This window comes from Nitrospirillum guaranorum (assembly GCF_034653275.1).
Classification (GTDB): Bacteria; Pseudomonadota; Alphaproteobacteria; order Azospirillales; family Azospirillaceae; genus Nitrospirillum.
The window spans coordinates 604,510-627,971 of the sequence record NZ_JAYEES010000004.1 but is presented as its reverse complement, the minus strand read 5'-3'; the positions used below and the strand labels follow the sequence as shown (position 1 = coordinate 627,971).

The window sequence follows — 23,462 nt, the reverse complement described above, 5'->3', positions numbered from 1 at the left end:
GCGTCGGTCAAGTTTGTTATGCATGTTGCTAAGAATAAACAGACGGGACACGAGGAAATGTCGGAGTTGGAACGGACGGTGACCAAGGTCATCGTGCCGAGCGGAATGCTCGGCGCGGGAGTGAAACGGGAACACATCGCCTATGGCTTGGCCCAGGGCGCCCATGCCATTGCCGTCGACGCCGGTTCGACGGACAGCGGGCCCTCCTATCTGGCGCGCGGCGTCTCCAAGATGAACAGGGAGTCGATCAAGCAGGACCTCCTCATCCTGCTGCAAATGGCGAATGAGGCCGGCATTCCGGTGCTGGTGGGCACGTGCGGCACCTGCGGCGCGGACTCCAGCGTGGACTGGACCCGTGACATCGCCATCGAGGCGGCACGGGAACTGGGCATAGGCCTGCGCATCGCCTGCCTATACAGCGAACAGCCGGCGGCGGTGCTGAAGCGCAAGCTGGCGCAGGGGAAGATCCGGCCGCTGGCGCCGCTGGAACAGGCCACCGATGAGCTGTTCGACGCTTGCGACCACATCGTGGCCCTGATGGGGCCGGAGCCTTACATCGATGCCGTCAAGCGCGGCGCCAACCTGGTGCTGGGCGGCAGGACCACCGACACCGCCGTGCTGTCGGCCGTGCCCCTGATGCGGGGCGCCGGGGTGGCCCAGACCTGGCACGCCGCCAAGATCGCCGAATGCGGCGGGCAGTGCACGACCAACCTGCGGCGGGGCGGCGTCCTGATGCATGTCGGGACCGACCAGTTCGACATGGAACCGTTGGACCCCGGCAACCGCTGCACGCCCGAAAGCGTCTCGGCCCACCTGCTGTATGAGAACAGCGATCCCTTCCTGCTGGTGGAACCGGGCGGCGTCCTGGATGCCACGGAGGCGGTCTACACCCAGGTCGAGCCACGCATCACCCGGGTCGTCGGCTCCATCTGGCGGCCAATGCCCTACACCATGAAGCTGGAGGGGGCCCGTGGCGGTGACTACCAGACCATCATGCTGATCGGCATCGAGGATCCGGAAGTCCTGGCAAACCTCGATGAATTCCACGACCGCATGCACAAGACGCTGGTGGAACGCATCGCCGCGACCTTCGGCGATGAGGCGGGTGATTTCGAGGTTTCGCTTCGCCTCTACGGCTGGAACGGCACGTCCGGCCGGCCCGTGCCCGCCGACACCCCGCCGCCGCGCGACGTGGGCGTGCTGTTCGTGGTGACGGCGCGCACCCAGGACCTGGCCGACCGCATGGCGCGGTCCTGCAACCCCTATTTCTTCCACATGCCGATACGCTTCGACATGGAACTGCCCAGCTACGCCTTTCCCTTCACGCCGGCCGAGATCCCGCGCGGGCGTGTCTATGAATTCATGCTCAACCACGTCGTCGAGACCGAGGATGGTTTCGAACTGGTCAGGACGGAATGGGTGGACGTGTCATCGACCGGCACCGTTGAGCATCTGGAGACGCCGAATGCCCAAGATCGCTGAAGTGTGCCGGCACGTCCGGTCGAAGAACGCCGGTCCTTTCTGGATCACCGTGGATTTCTTTTTCGCCGACGACGACAGTTTCGCGCGCTATCGTGACGCGCCCGAGCTGGGGCCCGACCTGTTCGCCCGCCTGTTCGGCACGGACCCGGGTAGCGTGAAGCGCGTGCCGGTGGACGCCCTGCGCATGATCAAGATCTCCTACGCCCGGCCGCATCCCCAGGGCTGGCGGCATGAGCGCGACATGCATGGCGGTCAGCAGTTCGCGCGCCTGCTGTCGGTTGAGCTTGCCTGACGCCGTCACGGCGCCCGTATTCCGCTTAAGCGCACAATAATAAAATCGGGAGGACGCAAATGGGCAGGCAGGCCGCCCTGCATCGCCGGGACACCGCGTATTCCTGGTATGTCGCCGTTGTGATGTGCCTATGTTTCACGTTCAGTTACATGGATCGGGCCCTGTTGCAGCTTCTGGTCGGCCCGATCCAGAAGAGCTTTGACCTCAACGACACACAGCTTGGTCTGCTGCAGGGCGCGGCCTTCGCCGTCTTCTACACGCTGTTCGGCTTTCCCCTGGCGCGTGTCGCGGACACACGGCATCGCCGCAACCTGACGCTGGCCGGGCTGGTCGTCTGGTGCGCCGCCACGGCGGCGTGCGGCCTGGCGCAAAACATGCCGCAACTGTTCGGCGCGCGGATTTGCGTCGCCATCGGCGAGGCGGCCCTGGCGCCGGCCGCCGTATCCCTGATCGCCGATTACTTCTCGCCGGGGGCGCGGACGCGGGCGCTCAGCATCTATTCCATGGGGGTCTTCTTCGGCAGCGGGCTGGCACTTGGCCTTGGCGGCACGCTGCTCAAATATTTCGGCCATGAGGGTGCCGGCCAGACGGAGCCATGGCGGCTGGTCTTCATCATCCTGGGGGCCGCCGGCGTCCTCATGGTCCCGCTGCTGCTGACGGTGCGGGAGCCGGCGCGCCTGACGGATGACGGCCGGCGGTCAGAGGCCACCGCCAGCCTGCGTCAGGTGCTGGCGGAATTCTCCCGCAAGAAGGCCGCACTGCTGACCACGGTCGGCGGCTTCGCCACCACCAGCATGGCGGCCTCGACCCTGGCGTCCTGGGCCCCCACCTTTTTTGTCCGCGTCCATGGCTGGGCGTTGGGGCCCACAGGCCAGAAGCTGGGGGGCATGACCCTGGTGCTGAGCCCGCTCGGCGCCATCGTCGGCGCCATGCTGGCCGACGCCCTGACCCGTGCTGGCCGGAAGGACGGCAAGCTGATCGTCGGTACCGGCTCTGCGGCCTTCTGCGCGGTCGCCAGCCTGGTCATGACGGCCACCGACCAGGCCGTGGCGCTGGTCGCCATCGGCTCCATCCAGTTCGTGGTCGGTTTCAACTTCGGCCTGGTCCAGGCCAGCCTGGCCGAACTGGTGCCCAACCGCATGCGGGCCATCGCGTCGGCCTGCTACATCGCCAGCTCCAACCTGCTGGCGGCGACCTTCGGGCCGCTGCTGGTCGGTGTGCTGAACGATCACGTCTTCCATGACCCGATGATGATCGGCCGGTCCATCGCCATCGTCGCCCCCGGCGGCTTCGCCGTGGCGGCGCTCATCCTCGCCGCCGGCCGGCGATCCTATCGTTCGACCCTGTCCTTGGTGGCGGCGGATGGCGTGGTGGCGCAGCGCGCATCCGATCAGCCCACCCTTTCCCGTGTGAAGGACCCAGCATGATCGACAGCGAGATCAACCCCATTACCCTGGAAATCTGGTGGAGCCGGCTGATCGCCATCGCCGATGAGGCCGCGGCGACGCTGCTGCGCACCTCCTTCTCCACCGTCATCCGTGAATCCAACGACTACGTCACCGTGCTCATGGACGCGGGCGGCGAGACCATCGGTGAGTGCACCCTGGGGATCCCGGCCTTCGCCGCCCTGGTCGGGCGCGCCACCCGCGCCATGCTGGACCGCTTCCCGGCACCGACCTGGCGCGAGGGCGACGTGGTCATGACCAACGATCCCTGGATCGGCACGGGCCATCTGCCGGACATCGTCGTGGTCGCCCCCATCTTCCACCACGGCGCGCTGGTCGGCTTCTCCGGGTCCGCCGCCCATGCGCCCGATATCGGCGGCACCTTCAAGGAGGGCCCGACCGAGCTGATCGAGGAAGGCGTGCTGATCCCCCCGGTCCGGCTTTACCGCGCGGGGGAGCTGAATGACGACCTGGTGCAGCTGCTGCTGGCCAACATCCGCCTCAAGGACATCGTGTTCGGCGACATCGAGGCGCAGGTCAACGCGAACGAGGTGTGCCGGCGCCGGGCCGTGGAGTTCCTGAAGGACACGGGCGAGCCCGACTTCAAGCGGCTGGGCCGCGCCGTGATCGGCCTGGCGGAGCGGGCCATGCGCGCGGCCATCGCCGGCTTGCCCGACGGCGTCTATCGCGGCGCCATCGAGGCCGATGGCGTGGGGGACCAGCCGACGCGCATCGCCTGCGCCGTGACCATCGCCGGCGACGACATCACCGTCGACTACGACGGCTCCTCCCCCCAGGTCGCCTACGCGATCAATTCAACGCTCAACTATACCCGCGCCTACACCATCTATCCCTTGAAGTGCCTGCTGGACCCCTTCACGCGACGCAATGAGGGCTCCTACCGCCCCATTCGGGTGACGGCGCCGGCCGGAACCATCCTCAACCCCACTGCGCCGGCGCCGGTCATGGCGCGCCATCTGACGGGCCACCTGCTGTCCTGCGCCCTGTTCCAGGCGCTGTCGCCGCTGATGCCGGAACGGGTGGTGGCCGACAGCGGCGGGGCGCCGGCCCTGCGCGCGCATTTCAGCGGGCGTGCCGCTGACGGGGGGCGCTTCGGCCAGCTGTTGTTCGCCAGCGCCGGCATGGGCGCCTCGGCGGAGCGGGACGGCCTGTCCACCACCGCCTTCCCCACCAATTCCGGCGCGGGCAGCGTCGAGGCGATGGAGACGGTGTCGCCGCTGCTGTTCCTGCGCAAGGCGTTCCGGCCGGACTCCGGCGGGGCGGGCCGCCAGCGCGGCGGCCTGGGCCAGGACTGCGAAATCCTGAACGCCGCCGCGACACCCATCCAGATGGTGCTGCTGGGGGATCGTGAGCGCCACCCGGCGCTGGGCATCATGGGGGGCGGTGCCGGAGCGCCGGCGCTGGCGGCCCATCGGGACGGGCGCACCGTGCCCATGAAGTCACGCTCCCTCATCCAGCCGGGCGAAAGCGTGACGCTGTCCTTCCCCGGGGGCGGTGGCTATGGACCGCCAGCCGACCGGCCGGTCGCAGCCATCGAGTCCGATCTTAAGCGGGGCGTGGTGACCACCGACGCCGTACGCCGCGATTACCCCACGCAAGCTCTGGCCCTTGGACTGAAGTGATGAAGCAGAAGACCATCCGCATCGGCGTCGACATCGGCGGCACGTTCACCGACTTCGTCCTGCATGACGAAGCCCGCGGCCTCAGCGCCACCGGCAAGCGCCTGACCACCCCCGACCAGCCGGGCCGGGCCATCGTCGAGGGCATCGTCCGCCTGCTGGCGGAGACCAACTCGACCATCGACCAGATCCACAGCATCGTCCACGGGACGACCCTGATCACCAACACGGTGCTGGAACGGACCGGCGCCAAGATCGGCCTGCTAGCCTCGGAGGGCTTCCGCGACATCCTGGAGATGGGGCGGGAAATCCGGTACGACGTCGACGACCTGGCGCTGGAACCCGTGCCCGTCCTGGTGCCGCGCCACCTGCGCCTGGACATCCCCGGGCGGTTGAAGGCCGATGGCGGCGAGTTCATGCCGCTGGATGGGCGGGCTGTGCGCGGTGCCGTCCGCCACCTGGTGGAGGAAGAGGGCATCGAGGCCCTGGCCATCGCCTTCCTGCATTCCTACCGCAACCCGGCGCACGAGCTGGCGGCGCGCCAGGCGGTGCGGGAGCTGTATCCCGACTTGCTGGTCTCGTTGTCCGCCGAGGTCGCGCCGGAGATCCGCGAGTACGAACGGACGAACACCACCTGCGTCAACGCCTATGTCCAGCCCCGCGTGCACGGCTACCTGGACCGGCTGGTCGATGATTTGCGCGTCCTGGGCTTCGCGGGCGAATTGTACATCATGCTGTCCAGCGGTGGCATCACCACCATAGACGACGCCAAGAACTTCCCGGTGCGGCTCATCGAGTCCGGGCCGGCCGCCGGCGCCATGGCGGCCGCGCACATCGCCCGCGAGACGGGACAGCGGCGGGTGATCTCATTCGACATGGGCGGGACCACGGCCAAGATGTGCCTGGTGGAGGATTACGCGCCCCACATCAAGCATGACTTCGAGGCCGGCCGCCTGCACCGCTTCAAGCAGGGGTCGGGGCTGCCGCTCAAGGTCACGGTCGTCGACATGATCGAAATCGGCGCCGGCGGCGGCTCCATCGCCGGGCTGGACGCCCTGGGCCTGCTCAAGGTGGGGCCGCGCAGTGCCGGCTCCGTGCCCGGCCCGGTCTGCTATGGACGCGGCGGGACGGAGCCGACGGTGACCGACGCCGACCTGATGCTGGGGTATCTCGATCCCGCCTATTTCCTGGGGGGCGAAATGGGCCTGCGCGACGCGGCGGCCGGCGACGCGATGGAAGGCCGGCTGGGCCGGCCGCTGGGCATCGATGCCGCCGGGGCCGCGCGCGGCATCCAGGCCGTCGTCAACGAAAGCATGGCGGGTGCCACCCGCATGCATCTGGCTGAGAACGGCAAGGATCCGCGCGACTATGCCATGATCGCCTTCGGCGGCGCCGGTCCGGTTCACGCCTACGGCTTGGCCAAGCTGCTGAAGGTCAGGCAGTTGATCGTGCCCCCTGGGGCGGGGGTCATCTCGGCGTTCGGCTTCCTGGTGGCGCCGCCCACGGTCGATTTCGTGCGCGGGCACGTTTCGCCGGTGGCCCGGCTGGACTGGCCCCATGTGCGGGGGCTGATCGCCGACATGGCGGACCAGGCCCGGCGCCTGCTGGACGCGGCCAGTGCCGCCGCAGCACCCATGCAGACCAGGCTCTATGCCGACATGCGCTATGTCGGCCAGGGTTTCGAGGTGTCGGTCGGCATCCCGGCGGAGGCGATCGCCGCCGGTGACGGCGGGGCGCTGCATGAAGCCTTCGGCACCGCCTATCGCGCGCGGTTCGGCCGGGCGGCGCAGGGCATGCCGGTGGAGGTGGTCGGATGGCGCCTCTCCGCCTCGCTGCCCATTCAGCCAATCAGCCTGATCCGCATGCGGGAGGCAGGGGCGGAACCGCTGCGCGGCCACCGCCAGGTCGACTTCCCGGATTTCGGCCCGGTCGACACGGCGATCTACGACCGCTACGCCCTGGCGCCGGGCATGCGCATCGTCGGGGCGGCCCTGTTCGAGGAGCGGGAGTCGACCTTCGCGGTGGGGCCGGATTGCGTGACGGAGGTCAGCCCGCACGGCCATCTGATCACCACCATCGCCGCGGATGCCGGAGCGGCGGCAGGCTGACGGGACCCCACGGCCTTTCCCCGGTGGTCCGCCCCCGGTGGTCTACTGGGCGCGGGCGATGGCGGCCAGCAACGCCCGGAACCCGCAAAACCTCGTGCCCTCGTTGGCCAGGGTTATGCGCTGGAGGACAGGCTTGGCCATCGCCCCACCGCTGGTGCTACAAGAACGGCAGGCAGAAAGAGGGGAAGCCGCCATGGCCAGCCAGCAGTTCGACTTCGACAGCGCCAAGGGGTACCGGTTGTCCGGCCGGATCGAGCCGGCGGAGGGCACGCCGCGCGGCTGGGCCATCTTCGCCCACTGCTTCACCTGCGGGAAGGACAGCCTGGCGACCACGCGGCTGGCCCGCGCCCTGGCCATGACTGGCATCGGCGTGCTGCGCTTCGACTTCGCCGGCCTGGGCAAAAGCGGCGGTGACTTCGCCGACGGCGGCTTCGCGGCCGATGTCGACGACCTGATGGCGGCCTACGCGGCCATGACCCAGGCGGGCATGCCTCCCAGCCTGCTGGTGGGTCACAGCTTCGGCGGGGCCGCGGCCCTGGCCGCCGCCGGCGACATGCCCACGGTCAAGGCCGTCGTAACCATCGCCGCCCCGTCCGACGTCGCCCATGTGCTCCAGACCTTCGGGCCGGAGGCGCTGAACCGCATCGAGGCGGAGGGCGAGGCCGAGGTCGACCTGGCCGGCCGCCCCTTCGTGATCCGCCAGAGCTTCGTCGACGATGCCCGCGAACAGGACCTGGCGGCGCGCATCGCCCGCCTGCGCCGTCCGCTGCTGATCCTGCACGCCCCGGGCGACATGACGGTGGGCATCGACAACGCCACCCGCATCTTCGTGGCCGCCAAGCATCCCAAGAGCTTCGTCTCGCTGGACGACGCCGACCATCTGCTGACCCGCCCGGCGGACGCCGACTACGCGGCGGCCGTCATCGCCGCCTGGGCCAGCCGCTACCTGCCGCAGCAGGGGGAGACGCCGGACCCGCATGGCGAGGCCGAGGGCGTGCTGGCGACGGAGACGGGCCGGGGCCGCTATCAGCTGGCCATGCGCAGCGGCCCGCACCAGTTCCTGGCGGATGAGCCGGTGGAGGTGGGCGGCCTGAACAGCGGCCTCGCCCCCTATGACTTCGTGTCGGCGGGCCTGGCCGCCTGCACCACCATGACCATGCGCATGTACGCGGAGCGCAAGGGCCTGCCCCTGGTCCGCGCCCAGACGCGGGTGGTGCATACCAAACGGCCGGACCAGACGCCCGCCGACCTGTTCACCCGCACCATCACCCTGGAAGGCCCCCTGGATGCGGAGCAGCGGGCCAAGCTGCTGTCCATCGCCAACCGCTGCCCGGTGGACATCACCCTGACCCGCGCGTCGGAGGTGGAAACGCTGCTGGTGGACGAACAACCCGCCGACCAGCCTGCCTCCGCCCCTTAAAGCTGCCGCTCGAACGCCGGGCGCACGTCCAGGCCGTCACCGCCCAGGCCCACCTTGGCGAACTGGTCCACGATGCTCTGCTGGTCGGCAATGATGCCGTCGTCCAGGGCCACGGGGTGGAAGTTGGTGCGGCGGATCATGAGCGACGCCACCTCCGCCGGCACGCCCGTCTGCTGGGCGAAAACCGCCGCGTAGGCGTCGGGCTTGGCGGCGGAGTACGCCCGCGCCCGGTCGATGCGGGCCACGAAATCACGCACCAGGGCGCGGCGGGCGGACAGCGCCGCCGGCGTGGACAGCAGGTAGGACAGGCCGGGCATGCGCCCCTGCGCGTTCACCAACACCTTCAGCCCATCGTGCAATTCGCCCAGGGCGGTGTAAGGGTCCCAGGTGGCCCAGGCGTCGATGCCACCGGCCAGCAGGGCGGCCTTGGCGTCGTTGGGCGCGAGGAAGGCGATGGTGACCTTGTCCACCGGCACGTTGGCCTCCGCCAGCGCGCGCAGCACCAGGAAATGGCCGATGGATCCCTTGCTGGTGGCGACCGTGCGGCCGGCGAGGTCGGCCACCGCCTGGACCGGGCCGTCCGGCTTCACCAGCACGGCCGTCCCCTCCCCGCTGGAGCGATAGGCGGAAACCGCCTTGATCTGCGCCTTGCCCGCCAAGCCGAAGCCGAAGGGCGCGTCGCCCACCCCGCCCACGTCGATGGCCTGGGCGTTCAGCGCCTCAATGACCGGGGCGGCGTTGGGGAACTGCGCCCATTCCACCTGATAGTCGAGGCCGGGCTTGTCATCGGGATAAGCGCTGAGCAGGGCCTGCAGGCCGCCGCGCTGGTCCCCCACCTTCAGGACGCCCGACGCCTTCTTGTCGTCGCAGGCGGTCAGCACGGCCGGGGCGGCGATGACCACCCCCAGTCCCACCCCCGCCCGCAGGAAGCCCCGCCGCGACCAATCCCGACCCCATGCCATGATGCACCCGAACCCATGCCGTTACAGCGAGAACCCAGGCTAGCGGACGGGCGCGTCGCGGACTGTTTGATAAGTTTCAACAGTCCCTTGAGCGACGGCCTTAGGGACGCTCAAGCCATGCTTTAAAATCCCCAATTTGACGTACCGCCCGCGTGGATCGACGCTGAAGGCCAATCATCGCGATGGAGAATAAGGATGGCGGACGGATCCTGACCTGGGCATCCAATCCCTGAAGGGGCGTGTGGGCGAGGCGGAATGGCAGACGCGGGTGGAGCTGGCGGCGCTGTACCGCCTGGTGGCGCTGTTCGGCTGGACCGACCTGATCTACACCCACATCTCCGCCCGCGTGCCGGGGCCGGAGGAGCATTTCCTGATCAACCCCTATGGGCTCTTCTTTGACGAGATCACGGCCAGCAGCCTGGTGAAGGTGGACCTGGACGGCAACATCCTGCAGGCGCCGGTGTGGGGCGATACGGAATACGGCATCAACCCGGCGGGCTTCACCATCCATTCCGCCATCCACGGCGCCCGGCATGACGCCAAGTTCGTCATCCACCTGCACACCGCCGACGGCATCGCCGTCTCGGCCCACAAGGAGGGGCTGCTGCCCCTGAACCAGCATTCCCTGACCGTCATCCCGCGCCTGGCCTATCACGATTATGAGGGCATCGCCCTGCATCTGGATGAACGGGAACGGCTGGTGGCCGACCTGGGGGATAAGAGCCTGATGCTGTTGCGCAACCACGGCACCCTGGCGCTGGGCCCCACCGCCGCCCACGCCTTCCTGGGCATCCACGCCCTGGAACGCTCCGCCACCTTGCAGGTGCGGACCCTCAGCGCCGGGCGCGACGGCATTCTGCTTGCGCCGGAGCATGCCCAGGCCGAGGTGCGCCAGCAGGTGGCCAACCACCGCCCCGACCATGCCAAGCTGCCCTGGGCCGGCCTGCTGCGCCGCCTGGCCCGGGAGTCGCCAGGGTATGACGCCTAGACCACAAAACCCCAGCAGCCAAGATTGCACGAAGTGACATCCCATGGGATGTCACTTCGTTGCGTTGGGGAAAAGATGCCCTGGTGACGCATAACATTCGGGATTTCGGGCCGGCCGCGCGGTTTGGCGTTCCAGTGCTACGGCCGGCTGAGTTTCTTCAAGGAGCTATCAAATGAGCAAAGCGACCTATCCACTGAAGCTGCCAGCATCAGTAAAGGAAGCCGCCGCTCGGCTCGCTCGTGAGGACGGTGTATCGCTCAATCAGTGGATCGCTGCGGCGGTGGCCGAGAAAATTGGCTCGGTCGAAACCGCCGCCGCCTTCTTACATGCGCGGGCTGGGGGCGCTTCAGGCCAGGGTTTTGCCGCCTTCCTGGCCCGTGTGCCCGACACACCGCCACAGGCTGGCGACGAGTTACCGGAATAAAGGAGGCGCTGGACGGCGCCCACTTCTGCTCACGCCGCGTTGGCCCGCGGCTCATCCTCCTCACCGTCCCCATCCCCGACGCCCTGGGCCGCGATTGCCTGGTGCACCAGGCCGATCAGGCTGGTGATGGAGTCTGACGGGTTGGGCCGGTGGGCCAGGACGACGCTGACGGGCGCCAGGGGCGGCAGCACGCCCAGCGGCAGGGGCGGCAGCGGGTCGAAGGCCATGGCGCGGCAGGTCAGACCCAGGCCGGCGCGCACGGCGGCGCGCAGACTGGACAGGTTGGGCGTTTCCACCACGATGCGGTGGGGCCGGCCGATGCGGTCCAGGGCCGACAGCGCCGCCTCGCGGAAGCGGCACGGCGTTTCCAGCACCACCAGGGGCAGCACGTCGGCGCCCAACAATTCCGGGTTGCCCATCCAGCGCACCGGCACGGTCAGCACCCCGTTGGGGTCGCCCGCGGGACCGAAGCCCGCCACCACGTCCAGCCGGTCCGCCGTCATCTGCTCCAGCAACTCGGCCGTGCCGGCGATGCGGGCGTGCAGCTGCGCCTGGGGATGGATCTGGGCGTAGCTGGCCAGCACGCCGGTCAGCAGCGTGTCGGTCATGTCCTGCACCATGCCCACCCGCACCGGGCCGGCGAAGGCCCCGGCGGTGACGGCGCTGACCGCCTGCTCGTTCATTTCCAGGATCTTGCGGGCGAAGCCCAGCAGCGTCACCCCGGCGGGCGCCAGGGTCAGGCGCCGCCCCTCCCGCAGGAACAGCTGCGTCTGCAACAAATCCTCCAGCCGCTTGATCTGCAGGCTGAGGGCCGACTGCGTGAGGAAGATGCGCTCCGTCGCCTTCTGCAGGGTGCCGGCGTCGACGATGGCGACGAAGGTGCGCAGTAGCTCGGTGGGCAGATTGGGGGGCATGGGGCACGGTCCTCACTGTCCATGGGTTCTCATTGGCCCTAATTACACACGCCGACACGCAACCCAGCAACCTGAGTCCGCAGCATGGCGATGTACAATATAATGCATAGCTCGGTATTTCACACTTATTTAGTGCATTATAAGATGCCAGCCTTTCCAAGGCTTCGGCGAGGCCTGCCCACCGCAATGATCGGCGGCCTGACTACCAATTTAGTGCCCTCATCAAATCCTCAAGGATAAGTCGATTTACGGTCCCCAGCCGGGGCCTGTCTAAAAACCCCATCGCTTTATTCAACATCGGGGAAGCCCGGCAGGCATGCCAAGCCGGGTCCAAGGGGGTTTTACATGCACGCCGCCGCTATTCTGAGCCGCCACCAAGCCCTGCTGCTGGCCACCGTCCTGGCCCTGCCCGCCCTGGGATGCGCCCTGGTGCCCGCCGTCGCCCGGGCGGCGGAACCAGCCGCCCCTGCCACCGTCGCCCCGGCCAGCGACAGCGTGGATGTGGACGCGGTGCAGGAAACCGTGGTGACCGGCCTGCGCGGCGGCAGCCGGGCGGCCATCGACAGCCCCTCTCCCATCGATGTGGTGGGATCGGCGCAATTGGCGGAGACGGGCAAGGTCGGGCTGAAGGAACTGCTGAACCAGTTGGTGCCGTCCTTCAACCTGCCGGGGGTCAACGGCGGCGGCACCAGCTGGACGGTGCGCTCCACCACCATGCGCGGCCTGAACGGCGACCAGGCGCTGGTGCTGGTCAACGGCAAGCGGCGGCACAACACGGCGTTGATCAACAATCTGGCGCGCATCGCCAATGGCGGCGTGCCCGTGGACCTGGACCTCATCCCCGTGGGCGCTATCGACCATATCGAGGTACTGCGGGACGGTGCGGCCGCCCAATACGGCTCCGACGCCATCGCCGGCGTCATCAACGTCATCCTCAAGAACGCGCCGGAAGGCGGCAGCGTGGAAAGCAGCCTGGGCCAAAACTATGGCGGCGACGGCTTCACCAAGCACGTGGCCGCCAATTACGGCCTGGACCTGCCCCGGCAGGGCTTCCTGAACCTGGCCGCCGACTACAAGGACAACCAGTCGGCCAGCCGGGCGGCACTCACCAGCGTGGCCAACCTGTACAATCCCCTGGCCAATGGCGCTCGCGACCCGCGCGAGGCCACGGCCAACCGCACCTTCTACGGCGACAGCTATGGCCCAGGGCAGGAGACGATCTACAGCGGGTCGTACAATGCCGAGCTGCCGGTGGGCGACGACGTGACGCTCTATTCCTTCAGCACCGTGTCCAAGCGCCGCTCGCGCAAGAACACCGGCAGCTTCCTGCCCAACAACATCAATTCCCTGCCGGACGTTTACCCCAATGGCTTCAACGCCCTGCGCCGCATCTGGGAAACGGATTTCCAGACCACGGTGGGCGGGCGGGGTGAGGTCGCGTCCTGGTCCTGGGACCTCAGCACCACCTATGGCCGCGACGACGCCAAGCTGGATGGCGAGAACACGCTGAACGCCACCCTGGGCCCCGCCAGCCCCACCTATTTCCACCTGGCCAACCAGATCTTCGACCAGGTGACCACCGACCTGGACGTCAACCGCGCCGTTGATGTCGGCCTGCCGGCGCCGGTCACCGTGGCCTGGGGCCTGGAACACCGGTATGAGCGCTATGAGATCGACCCCGGTGATCCCGCCAGCTACATCATCGGCAGCTATGTCATCCCCAGCGGCTACTACGCCGGGCAGCATCCGCAGCCGGGCCTGGCGTCCTACACCGGCACCTCGCCCGCCGACAGCGGCGCCATCGCCCGCAACAACGCGGCGGCCTATATCGACCTGGGCACCAACCTGACGCCCGCCTGGTCGGTGGATGCCGCCGGCCGGGTGGAGCATTACACCGGCGCCGTGGGCGACACCGCCAGCGGCAAGCTGGCCACCCGCTATGAGCTGGCCCCCGGCTACGCCCTGCGCGGCACGGTCAGCAACGGCTTCCGCGCGCCCTCACTGGCGCAGAGCATCTACGCCTCCTCCACCTTCACCGGCACGGTGGACGCGGCCGGCAACTACATCACCCTGCCCATCAAGGTGCTGCCCGCCACCTCGGGCGAGGCCAAGGCCCTGGGCGCCACGCCGCTGACGCCCGAAACCTCCACCAACTACAGCGTGGGTGTGACGGCGGAGCCGGTGCGCAACCTGCAACTGACGCTGGACGCCTATCGCATCGACATCAAGGACCGCATCGTCGAGACCGGGCTGCTGACCGGCAACGCCGTCTCCGCCATCCTGCAGCGGGCCGGCTTCGCCCCCGGCCTGTCGGCGCAGTACTACACCAACGCCGTCGACACCCGGACGGACGGCGTGGACGCCGTGGCCAACTACCTTGTGGACTTGGGCGGCGCCGGCGACGTGCGGCTGGGCGCCGCCTACAGCTGGACGCGCACCTATATCACCCACATCAAACCGACCCCGACCCAGCTGTCCACCCTCGGCTACGCCCTGTTCGACCGGCAGCGCCAGGCCGACCTGACCGACGGCACGCCGCGCGGCAAAGCCATCCTGTCCGCCAACTGGCATTGGGACCGCCTGCACGTCGACACCCGCGTCACGCGCTACGGCAGCTATACCGAAGCCGGCACCGTGGCCGCCAACGACCGTACCTTCAGCGCCAAATGGGTCACCGACCTGGACGTGGGTGTGGACCTGACCGACCGCATCAGCGTCAGCCTGGGCGCCAACAACCTGTTCGACGTCTATCCCGACGCCATCGGCATCGTCGACGCCAAGACCGGCCTGAACAAATACGGCCTGTTCTCCCCCTTCGGCATCACCGGCGGCTATTACTACAGCCGCGTGTCGGTGAAGTTCTGAGCCATCGTTCAGCGCCGCCAAACAGACGCTGCACGATTTCCAAAATTTCCGATGCGGCCGGCGGCGCTAGACTTTTCCCCTGACAGCCTTCCCGAACCGCTCAACCGCCGGCCAGCTTGGCCGCCGACTGGAGACCCGCACCATGACCCGTTCCCTGCACCTGGGCGCCATCCTGGCCGGCGTCGGCACCAGCCATGACGACTGGCGCGACCCCGACCTGCCCGGCGACGCCAGCATCGACATCAACTGGTACATCGACGCCGCCCGCAAGGCGGAGGCCGCCAAGTTCGACCTGGTCTTCATCGTCGACAGCCCCTACATCACGCCCGACAGCGCCCCCCATTTCCTGAACCGGCTGGAGCCGCTGACCCTGCTGTCGGCCCTGGCCGTCTCCACCAGCCACATCGGCCTGGTGGGCACGCTGACCACCTCGTACTGGGAGCCGTACAACGTCGCCCGCCAGTTCGGCTCGCTGGACAACATCAGCCGGGGACGCGCCGGCTGGAACGTGGTGACCACGGGGCTGGAGGGTGCCGCCCGCAACTATGGCCGGGACCACCACCTCGACCATGCGGAACGCTACCAGCGCGCGCGGGAGTTCGTGTCCGTCGTCCAAGGCCTGTGGGACAGCTATGAGGATGACGCCTTCCCCCGCGACAAGGCGGCGGGCGTGTTCCTGGACAAGACCAAGCAGCACGCCCTGAACCACAAGGGCCGCTTCTTCTCCGTCGCCGGGCCGCTGGCCCTGACCCGCAGCCCCCAGGGCCAGCCGGTCATCTTCCAGGCGGGCGACAGCGACGCCGGCCGCGACCTGGGCGCCACCATCGCCGACGCCACCTTCGCCAGCGCCGACGGGTTCGAGGCGGCCCAGGCCTACTACGCCGACCTGAAGGCGCGCGCCGCCGCGCGGGGACGCGACCCCGACCACATCGTCGTCCTGCCCGGCCTGACCGTCACCATCGCCGACACGCAGGAGGAGGCGGACCGCCTGGCCGCCGCGCACGAGGCGGAGCTGGATTTGGACAAGCTGCTGGTCCAGCTGGGGCGGCCCTTCAACTACCATGATTTCCGCCAGTACGACCTGGACGCCCCCTTCCCCGACCTCAGCCATGTCAGCCTGAACGGCTACAAGGGCCATGCGGAGCGCATTATCAAAACCGCGCGGGAGGAAGGCCTGACCCTGCGTGAGGCGGCCTGGCGCTTCGGCCGCTGGCGCTCCGGCTTCGTCGGCACGCCGGAGACGGTGGCCGATGAGATCGAACGCTGGTTCACCGGGCGGGCGGCCGACGGCTTCAACATCCATGTCACCCGCCCCGGCGCCTTCGCCCAATTCACGGACAAGGTGGTGCCCATCCTGCAGCGCCGGGGCCTGTTCCGCACCGACTACACGGCCGGCACCCTGCGCGGCCACCTGGGCTTGCCCATTCCCGCCAACCGGCACAGCGTGCGGCCGGCCCAAGCGGCGGAATAAGGGCCGGCCGGCCCGCCGGCGTTTCCTGAAAGGGAGGTGTCCGGCGGGTCATGTCCAATCGGGGAATGAATAGCGGTGCCCTTCCCCCCGCCATCGGTGGTAGCGTGCGGGGATGGGCATTACCCCATCCCCGACGTTGACCACGGGCGGGTGCGGCACCACTAACTTCACGATTGCCAGCCCCGGCCGCCAGCGGCGCGGGGGACGGCGGCATAACTCATAACCCCAATTGATCCGGGACTTGGAACAGAGATGAGCACGCAGACCCTTCCCGCCTTCTACCAGCGCCCCCGCCCCCTGGCCGCGGAGCGTGACGGCGACCTGTCGCTGACCCCCGCCGCCGGCTATCAGTTCGCCGCCGGTTCCAACTCCGTGCCGGTGATCGCGGCGGAGTTCACGCTGGCGTGCAAGCACTACCCCATCCTCTTCCTGGACGGCGCCCCGCCCCAGGCCGTGGCTCTGCTGGGCATGCGCAATGGCGAGAACCTGTTCGTGGACGCCGACGGCGGCTGGGAAGCCGGCGCCTACATCCCGGCCTATGTCCGCCGCTACCCCTTCATCTTCCTGGAGAACCGGGAGAAGGCGGAGTTCACCCTGTGCATCGACGAGGCGGCCCCCAGCCTCAGCCATGGCGGCCCCAACAAGCTGTTCGAGGCCGGCCAGCCCACCGAAGTGACCCGCAACGCCCTGGCCTTCTGCAGCGACTACCAGGGCCACTACAACGCCACCACCGAGTTCGTGGAGGCCCTGATCAAGGCCGACCTGCTGGTGGAGAACCGCGCCGACGTCACCCTGAAGGACGGCCAGAAGCTGAGCCTGGCCGGTTTCAAGGTCATCGACGAATCCCGGTTCAACCAGCTGCCGGCCGAGGACTTCCAGCGCTGGCGCGAGCGCGGCTGGCTGGCCCTGGCCTACGCCCACTTCATCTCGGTCAGCAACTGGGCCGGCCTGGTGGACCGCACCTCGCAGCGCCCGGCGACCAACTGAGGCCAAGGCGCATCGTCTGAATGACACGGCGGCATGAGATCTCGGCCCATGCCGCCGTAGACCGCGACCGCGGTCGCCAGGGCGAGTACCGCAGGACGGAGCGCGGAAGCCCAAGCCAGCGGATGCTGGCGCCCGGCGCATGAGGGGTATTTGATCGGCCACGTTCAAATACCGTGTATGAAAACGGCGGCCCGGGTCATCCCGTGGCCGCCGTTTCCATATCCGGGCATATTTTACAATAGGAATGCGGGCAATAAAGTCCGCTGGGGCGTCACACCGGCGCGCCGCCATACAGCGCGCCCAGCAGCATGAGATACAGCAGCGCCACCAAGGGCAGGCACGCCTCGCCCCACATCTGGGCCCGCTGCTCCACCTTCGTCATCGCCGTCATTTCCAACCTCATTCGTCCAGCCCGCGCCGTTGGATGATTTCAAACATCGCCATTCTCTGACGTCAATAAAATATATTCTACAATATTTATCAGTTATTCCTCTTGGCAACTTGCCGCCGGGCGGGCGGGTGGCATTTCCCTGACAGGCATGGAGGCAGACAGGGATCGGTGCGTATGGAAAATCGGCGTGGACTATCCTCACCCTGGCGGCGCGTGACCTTGGCGGCCGCCCTGACAACCGCCCTGGCCCCCGCTTTCTCTCCCCCAACGGCGCGGGCGCAGACCGCGACCTCCGGCGTCAGCGCCCAGGCCATCCGCGACGCGGTGCGCGACCAGTTGAAGGCCGAGGACATCGGCCACGGTTTCGAGACCCTGGGCGTCTTCGGCGGAACACCCGACGCCAGCGCCGCCCGCTACAGCAGCAATGAGATCACGCTGCACGGCTACAAGCTGCCCATCACCCACAGCTTCCGCGACAAGGACGACACCGACAGCGTCGCCCCCTATCTGGAAGTCACACTGGGCTATGAGACGGCCTGGCAGCAAACGGCCCTGGGCGCCGATACCGGCGCGCCCGACGCCGTGAAGGAGAACTACAAGTCCTACTCGGCCCTGGGCGGCTTCGGCTTGGACATCCCAATCGGCGACTCCACCTCCGTCCGGCCGGTCGCCCTGGGCGGCTACACCCGCATTCGCGGCAGCGGGGAATTCGCCGGCCCCAACGCCGATCTGCTGCGGGAGAGCACCGGCGGCATCCTGACCAGCATGCGCATCGACAGCTTCCTGGCCGGCGGCGGGGTGGAGGTGCTGCATGAAAGCGCCCTGCCCGACGACCTGCGCCTGCACCTGATGGGCCGCTTCAGCGAATTCGCCGACATACCCAGCCGCGTCAGCGATCCGTCCTTGAAATCCACGGGCAGCTTCGGCTTCGCCACCATCAACGCCCAACTGGACGGGCCGCTGGGCCACGTGTTCGCCGACGATCTGCGCTGGATCGCCTTCAGCCGGGGCAACATCCTGATCGGGTCGCAGCAGGATTTCCTGGGCTTCGACAAGTTCCTGGAGGTGGGCGGCGGGCTGGAGGTGATGACGCCCCACCTGGGCTATGGCATCGAGGGCGTGACGCTGCGCGGGTCGGCCATCATCGGCAACGGCGTGCGCGGCTGGACCATCGGCCTGGGCCTGGCATTCTGAGGGCCTGACGTCCTGGAACGTCACACCCTTGTGACGCCATACCTAGGTATGGGTGGCCAAGGCTTTGGTTTTCGGCGGGATTGACCAAATATTTAAATCTGCCACAAGGGGGAAACACCGCAACGAAAGTGCCCTCGTCCCGTGCGTCTTCGCGATCTGCCGTCCATTAGCGCCGTCCTTTCCCGCCCCGCCGCATCCCCGCTGCTGGACCGCCATGGCCGCACGGCGACGACGGACGCCATCCGCGCCGTGCTGGCCGAGGTCCGCGCCGCCCTGCTGGCGGGCGGCGGCACCGTGCCGGACGCCGACACCGTGGCCACCCTGGCCCTGACGCGGTTGGAGGACGCCGGCCGGTCCAAGCTGCGCCCCCTGTTCAACCTGACGGGCACGGTGTTGCACACCAACCTGGGCCGCGCCCTGCTGGCGCGGGAGGCCATGGACGCGGCCCTGGCCGCCATGGGCGACCCGGTGGCCTTGGAGTTCGACCTGGACGACGGCAAGCGGGGCGAGCGTGACGACCATGTCCGCGCCCTGCTGTGCGAGTTGACGGGGGCGGAGGACGCCACCGTGGTCAACAACAACGCCGCCGCCGTGCTGCTGGTGCTGAACACCCTGGCCCGGGGCCGCGACGCCATCGTTTCGCGCGGGGAACTGATCGAGATCGGCGGCGCCTTCCGCATGCCGGACATCATGGCCCAGGCCGGTGCCCGCCTGGTGGAGGTCGGCACCACCAACCGCACCCACGCCAAAGACTACACCGGCGCGCTGACGCCCGAAACCGGCCTGGTCCTGAAGGTCCACACCAGCAACTACCGCATCCAGGGCTTCACCAAGGAGGTGCTGGCGCCCGAACTGGCCGGCATCGCCCATGGCGCCGGGGTGCCCTTGGTGAACGATCTCGGCTCCGGCACCCTGGTGGACCTGTCCGCCTATGGCCTGAAGCGCGAGCCCACGGTGCGCGAGGCGGCGGCGGAGGGGGCGGACCTGGTCACCTTCTCCGGCGACAAGCTGCTGGGCGGGCCGCAGGCCGGCTTCATCGTCGGCCGTCGCGACCTGATCCAAGCCCTGAACCGCAACCCCATGAAGCGGGCCCTGCGGGTGGACAAGGTCCGGCTGGCCGCCATCGAGGCGACGCTGAAGCTGTACCGCGACCCCGACCGCCTGGCCCAGCGTCTGCCCACCCTGGCCCTGCTGTCGCGCCCCAAGGCGGAAATCGCGGAGCAGGCCCACCGCCTGGCGCCAGCCCTGGCCCAGGTACTGGGCGATGGCTTCACGGTGGCGGTCTGCGATTGCGACAGCCAGATCGGCTCCGGCGCCCTGCCGCTGGACACGCTGCCCAGCGCCGGCCTGGCCATCGGCGCCGGCGGCGCCGCGTTGACCGCGCTGGCGGCCGCCTTCCGGGTCCTGTCGCGTCCCATCATTGGCCGCATCGAGGACGGGCGCCTGGTGCTGGACCTGCGCTGCCTGCGCGATGAGCCGGCCTTCCTGGCGGCGCTGGCGGAGCTGTCCCGGCCATGATCATCGGCACCGCTGGCCATATCGACCACGGCAAGACGGCCCTGGTGCGGGCCCTGACGGGCGTCGACGGCGACCGCCTGAAGGAGGAGAAGGCCCGGGGCATCACCATAGACCTGGGCTTCGCCTATCTGCCCCTTCCCGATGGGCCCACGCTGGGCTTCGTCGACGTGCCGGGGCATGAGCGCTTCGTCCACACCATGGTGGCGGGCGCCAGCGGCATCGACTACGCCCTGCTGGTGGTGGCGGCCGACGACGGCGTCATGCCACAGACGCGCGAGCATCTGGCCATCATCGACCTGCTGGGCATCCGCCACGGCCTGGTGGCCCTGACCAAGGCCGACCTCGCCCCGCCCGACCGCCTGGCGGCGGTGACGGCGGAGATCAGCGCGGCGCTGGCGGGCACCAGCCTGGACGGCGCCGACATCCTGCCCGTCTCCGCCCTCACCGGCGCCGGCATCGACACGCTGCGCCAGCGGCTGGAGCGGGAGGCCCGCGCCCAGGCGGCCACCAAGACCGCCGCCGACCCCGGCGCCTTCCGCCTGGCCATCGACCGCGCCTTCACCCTGACGGGGGTGGGCGTGGTGGTGACGGGCACGGTGCTGTCCGGCCGGGTGCGCGTGGGCGACGGCGTGACGGTCAGCCCATCCGGCCTGCCGGCGCGCGTCCGCTCCCTCCACGCCCAGAACGCGGTGGCGGAGGAAGGCCGCGCCGGCGACCGCTGCGCCCTGAACCTGGCAGGCCCCGACATCACCAAGGAGGCGCTGCATCGGGGCGACATGGTGCTGGCGCCAGCCCTGCACGCCCCCACCGACCGCATCGACGCCAGCCTGCGCCTGTTGCCCCGCGACGCCGGGGCCAAGCCGCTGGCGCAATGGTTCCCCGTGCGCCTGCACCACGCGGCGGCGGAGGTGGGTGCCCGCGTCGTCCTGCTGTCGGAGGAAACACTGTCGGGCGGGGAGGCGACGCAGGTGCAGCTGGTGCTGGAACGGCCCATCGCCGCGGCGGCGGGCGACCGTTACGTCATCCGCGACGTCTCGGCCCAGCATACCCTGGGCGGCGGCCGCTTCCTCGACCTGCGCCCCCCGCCCCGCCGCCGCCGCACGGCGGAGCGCGCGGCCCAGCGCGCGGCGTTGGCCCTGCCCAGCCCCGAGGCCGCGCTGGCCGCCCTGCTGGCCATCCCGCCCCACCATGCCGACCTGACCGCCTTCGTCCGCGACCACGCCCTGCCCGACGGCACGGCGGCGGCGCTGGCCGATGCGCTGAACCTGGTGGTGCTGGACCAGGGTGGGACGCGGACGGCCCTGTCGGCGGACCGCTGGGCGGCCTTCCTGGCCCACCTGTCGGAAACGCTGGCGGCCTATCACGCCGAGAACCCGGACCTGCAGGGCATGGGGCGGGAGAAGCTGCGCCTGGCCGTGCAGCCCCGCCTGCCCGTCCCCATCTTCGCCGTGGCCATAGGCCGGGCGGTGGCGGAAGGCCTGGTGGCGCTGGACGGCGCCTTCATCCGCCTGTCCGGCCACGTCGTGCGCCTGGCGCCGGCGGATGAGGCGGCGTGGGCCGACTTCGCCCCCCTGCTGGGCGGGGAGGTGCGCTTCCGGCCGCCGCGCGTGCGCGACATCGCCGCCGACACCGGCCGGGATGAGGGCGAGGTGCGCCGCATCCTGAAGCTGGCCGGCCGCATGGGTTGGGCCGACCAGGTGGCGCACGACCATTTCTTCCTGCGCGACACGGTGCGCGAGATGATGGCCATCGCCGTGGACGTGGCGGCCCAATCCCCCGGCGGCGCCTTCGTCGTGGCCCCGTTCCGCGACCGCATGGACAACGGCCGCAAGGTCGCCATCCAGATCCTGGACTTCTTTGACCGGCATGGCGTCACCCTGCGCCGGGGTGACCTGCGCCGCGTCAACCCGCACCGGCTGGACTTGTTCGGGCCGCCTGTGGTTTTGTGAGCTTCGGTCAGACGGAAGGGAATCGCCCCTGGTGGGGCGTCCGGACTTCAAATCCGGGTGGGGCAGCGAGACTGTCCCGGGTGGGTTCGACTCCCATTCCCTTCCGCCAACTTTTGGTCACCGCTGGCCGGCCCACCCCACCCGTACCACCGGCTCCCCCTCAGTCACGCTGCCGATGACGCGCGCCATCGGGTAGCCTGCCTCCACGATCTGGCGGCAGATATCCTCCGCCCGCTCCGGCGCCACCGCCACCAGCAGGCCGCCGGAGGTCTGCGGGTCGGTCAGCAAGGCGCGCTGCCAGGGGGCCAGGTCGGCGGGCAGGCGCGTTTCCTCGCCGTAGCTGGCCCAGTTGCGGTTGGAGGCGCCGGTGATGAAGCCCGCTTCCGCCAACTGGGCCGCCTGGGTCAGGAAGGGCAGCCGGTCCCAGTCCAGGGTCAGCGTCAGCCCGGCGCCGCGCGCCATCTCCAGCCCATGGCCCAGCAGGCCGAAGCCGGTGACATCGGTGATGGCGTGCACGTCGGCGTCCTGCGCCAGGGTGGCGCCGACGCGGTTCAGCAGGGTGGTGCTGGCGATCATCTCGGCATAGCCGGCGGCGTCCAGCTTCCGTTTCTTGAAGGCGGCGGAGTAGACGCCCACGCCCAGGCCCTTGGTCAGGATCAGGGCGTCGCCCGCCTGGGCCGTGGCGTTGCGGCGGATAGCCTGGGGCGGGGCGACGCCGATGACGGCCAGACCGTAGATGGGCTCCCCACTATCGATCGAATGGCCGCCCGCCACGGGGATGCCGGCCTCGGCGCAGATGCTGGCGCCACCGGCCAGAATCTCGCGCACCACCTCGGGCGCCAGCTTGCCCAGGGGCATGCCCAGGATGGCCAGCGCGAACAGGGGCCGGCCGCCCATGGCGTAAACGTCGGACAGCGCGTTGGTGGCGGCGATGCGGCCGAAATCGCGCGGGTCATCCACCACCGGCATGAAGAAGTCGGTGGTGGCGATGATGCAATGGCGGTCGTCCAACTGCCAGACGGCGGCGTCGTCCCCCGTTTCCGTCCCCACCAGCAGGTTGGCGTAGCCGGCCGTCTGAGGCTGACCCGCCAGCAGCTGCTGCAGCACCGCCGGCGCCAGCTTGCAGCCGCACCCCCCACCATGGGCAAGATCGGTCAAACGTATCTGGTCATTGGACATTTCTATCGCCTTCTATTGTACGGAAGACCTGTTTTTGCATTGTATGCAGGCAAACCAGCCGTAGTGCAGATAAGGACATTGCCTCCATTTGCAAGCGGCGTTAAGACCGGAATTGTTCGATCGAGGATGCCTATCGCCGCGTTGCATCGATAGCCGGCTCCCGATGCGAACCCGTGGCCCGGTCGGGTCCAAGACGTGGGGGACGTGTCGCCTCCCGCGTGCCCCAGCCTATG

At 69.1% G+C, this 23,462-nt stretch carries 17 protein-coding genes and 1 tRNA gene; 15 read left to right on the top strand and 3 right to left on the bottom strand.

All coding sequences use genetic code 11. The features are described 5' to 3' along the window. The first annotated feature begins 57 nt into the window (after positions 1 to 57). From UAJ10_RS24610 to UAJ10_RS24585, 6 genes are all read left to right on the top strand, one after another. Complete coding sequence (locus UAJ10_RS24610) at positions 58 to 1,482, top strand: acyclic terpene utilization AtuA family protein (RefSeq protein ID WP_322917893.1); 1,425 nt, start codon at positions 58 to 60, stop codon at positions 1,480 to 1,482. Further along, the gene (locus tag UAJ10_RS24605) at positions 1,466 to 1,774 is read left to right on the top strand and encodes a DUF4387 family protein (RefSeq protein ID WP_322917892.1); all 309 of its coding nucleotides are present in this window, start codon (positions 1,466 to 1,468) and stop codon (positions 1,772 to 1,774) included. Before UAJ10_RS24610 ends, UAJ10_RS24605 begins: the two co-directional genes overlap by 17 nt. 59 nt (positions 1,775 to 1,833) lie before the next feature. Further along, positions 1,834 to 3,201, top strand: coding sequence for a spinster family MFS transporter (locus UAJ10_RS24600; RefSeq protein ID WP_322917891.1), 1,368 nt, complete (start codon positions 1,834 to 1,836; stop codon positions 3,199 to 3,201). After that, the gene (locus UAJ10_RS24595) at positions 3,198 to 4,862 is read left to right on the top strand and encodes a hydantoinase B/oxoprolinase family protein (protein WP_322917890.1); all 1,665 of its coding nucleotides are present in this window, start codon (positions 3,198 to 3,200) and stop codon (positions 4,860 to 4,862) included. Before UAJ10_RS24600 ends, UAJ10_RS24595 begins: the two co-directional genes overlap by 4 nt. Then, positions 4,862 to 6,967, top strand: a complete 2,106-nt coding sequence (locus tag UAJ10_RS24590; RefSeq protein WP_322917889.1) for a hydantoinase/oxoprolinase family protein — start codon at positions 4,862 to 4,864, stop codon at positions 6,965 to 6,967. The genes UAJ10_RS24595 and UAJ10_RS24590 overlap by 1 nt, the downstream gene beginning before the upstream one ends. A 193-nt stretch (positions 6,968 to 7,160) precedes the next feature. Then, entirely contained in the window at positions 7,161 to 8,387 is a 1,227-nt protein-coding gene (locus tag UAJ10_RS24585) for a bifunctional alpha/beta hydrolase/OsmC family protein (protein WP_322917888.1), read from the top strand. Here the strand turns inward: UAJ10_RS24585 and UAJ10_RS24580 are convergent. Beyond that, on the bottom strand, positions 8,384 to 9,349 hold the full coding sequence (locus UAJ10_RS24580; protein WP_322917887.1) for an ABC transporter substrate-binding protein: 966 nt from the start codon (positions 9,347 to 9,349) through the stop codon (positions 8,384 to 8,386). The genes UAJ10_RS24585 and UAJ10_RS24580 overlap by 4 nt on opposite strands. A 241-nt stretch (positions 9,350 to 9,590) precedes the next feature. Between UAJ10_RS24580 and UAJ10_RS24575 the strand changes: the two genes are divergently transcribed. Together UAJ10_RS24575 and UAJ10_RS24570 are read left to right on the top strand one after the other, a co-directional pair. Further along, on the top strand, positions 9,591 to 10,337 hold the full coding sequence (locus tag UAJ10_RS24575; protein ID WP_322917886.1) for a class II aldolase/adducin family protein: 747 nt from the start codon (positions 9,591 to 9,593) through the stop codon (positions 10,335 to 10,337). Positions 10,338 to 10,509: 172 nt separating this feature from the next. Further along, positions 10,510 to 10,761: a pilus assembly protein HicB gene (locus tag UAJ10_RS24570; protein ID WP_322917885.1), complete on the top strand. Its 252-nt coding sequence runs from the start codon at positions 10,510 to 10,512 to the stop codon at positions 10,759 to 10,761. Between the two features lie 29 nt (positions 10,762 to 10,790). Here UAJ10_RS24570 and UAJ10_RS24565 read toward each other — a convergent pair whose 3' ends face one another. Next, positions 10,791 to 11,675, bottom strand: a complete 885-nt coding sequence (locus tag UAJ10_RS24565) for a LysR substrate-binding domain-containing protein (RefSeq protein WP_322917884.1) — start codon at positions 11,673 to 11,675, stop codon at positions 10,791 to 10,793. 345 nt (positions 11,676 to 12,020) lie between these two features. On the opposite strand from UAJ10_RS24565, the gene UAJ10_RS24560 reads away from it, so the two are divergent. The 7 genes from UAJ10_RS24560 (at position 12,021) to UAJ10_RS24530 (ending at position 22,159) form a co-directional block, all read left to right on the top strand. Beyond that, on the top strand, positions 12,021 to 14,540 hold the full coding sequence (locus UAJ10_RS24560; RefSeq protein WP_322917883.1) for a TonB-dependent receptor plug domain-containing protein: 2,520 nt from the start codon (positions 12,021 to 12,023) through the stop codon (positions 14,538 to 14,540). Between the two features lie 142 nt (positions 14,541 to 14,682). Continuing rightward, the gene (locus tag UAJ10_RS24555) at positions 14,683 to 16,011 is read left to right on the top strand and encodes an LLM class flavin-dependent oxidoreductase (RefSeq protein WP_322917882.1); all 1,329 of its coding nucleotides are present in this window, start codon (positions 14,683 to 14,685) and stop codon (positions 16,009 to 16,011) included. A gap of 252 nt (positions 16,012 to 16,263) precedes the next feature. Beyond that, positions 16,264 to 16,998, top strand: coding sequence for a SapC family protein (locus tag UAJ10_RS24550; protein ID WP_322917881.1), 735 nt, complete (start codon positions 16,264 to 16,266; stop codon positions 16,996 to 16,998). A gap of 565 nt (positions 16,999 to 17,563) precedes the next feature. Next, positions 17,564 to 18,583: a hypothetical protein gene (locus tag UAJ10_RS24545; RefSeq protein WP_322917880.1), complete on the top strand. Its 1,020-nt coding sequence runs from the start codon at positions 17,564 to 17,566 to the stop codon at positions 18,581 to 18,583. Between the two features lie 141 nt (positions 18,584 to 18,724). Further along, entirely contained in the window at positions 18,725 to 20,101 is a 1,377-nt protein-coding gene (gene selA, locus UAJ10_RS24540; protein WP_322917879.1) for an L-seryl-tRNA(Sec) selenium transferase, read from the top strand. Then, positions 20,098 to 22,050, top strand: coding sequence for a selenocysteine-specific translation elongation factor (gene selB, locus UAJ10_RS24535; RefSeq protein WP_322917878.1), 1,953 nt, complete (start codon positions 20,098 to 20,100; stop codon positions 22,048 to 22,050). Before selA ends, selB begins: the two co-directional genes overlap by 4 nt. A 13-nt stretch (positions 22,051 to 22,063) precedes the next feature. Beyond that, a tRNA-Sec gene (locus UAJ10_RS24530) sits at positions 22,064 to 22,159 on the top strand. A gap of 8 nt (positions 22,160 to 22,167) precedes the next feature. Here UAJ10_RS24530 and selD read toward each other — a convergent pair. Then, positions 22,168 to 23,229, bottom strand: coding sequence for a selenide, water dikinase SelD (gene selD, locus UAJ10_RS24525; RefSeq protein ID WP_322917877.1), 1,062 nt, complete (start codon positions 23,227 to 23,229; stop codon positions 22,168 to 22,170). Between the last annotated feature and the right edge of the window lie 233 nt (positions 23,230 to 23,462).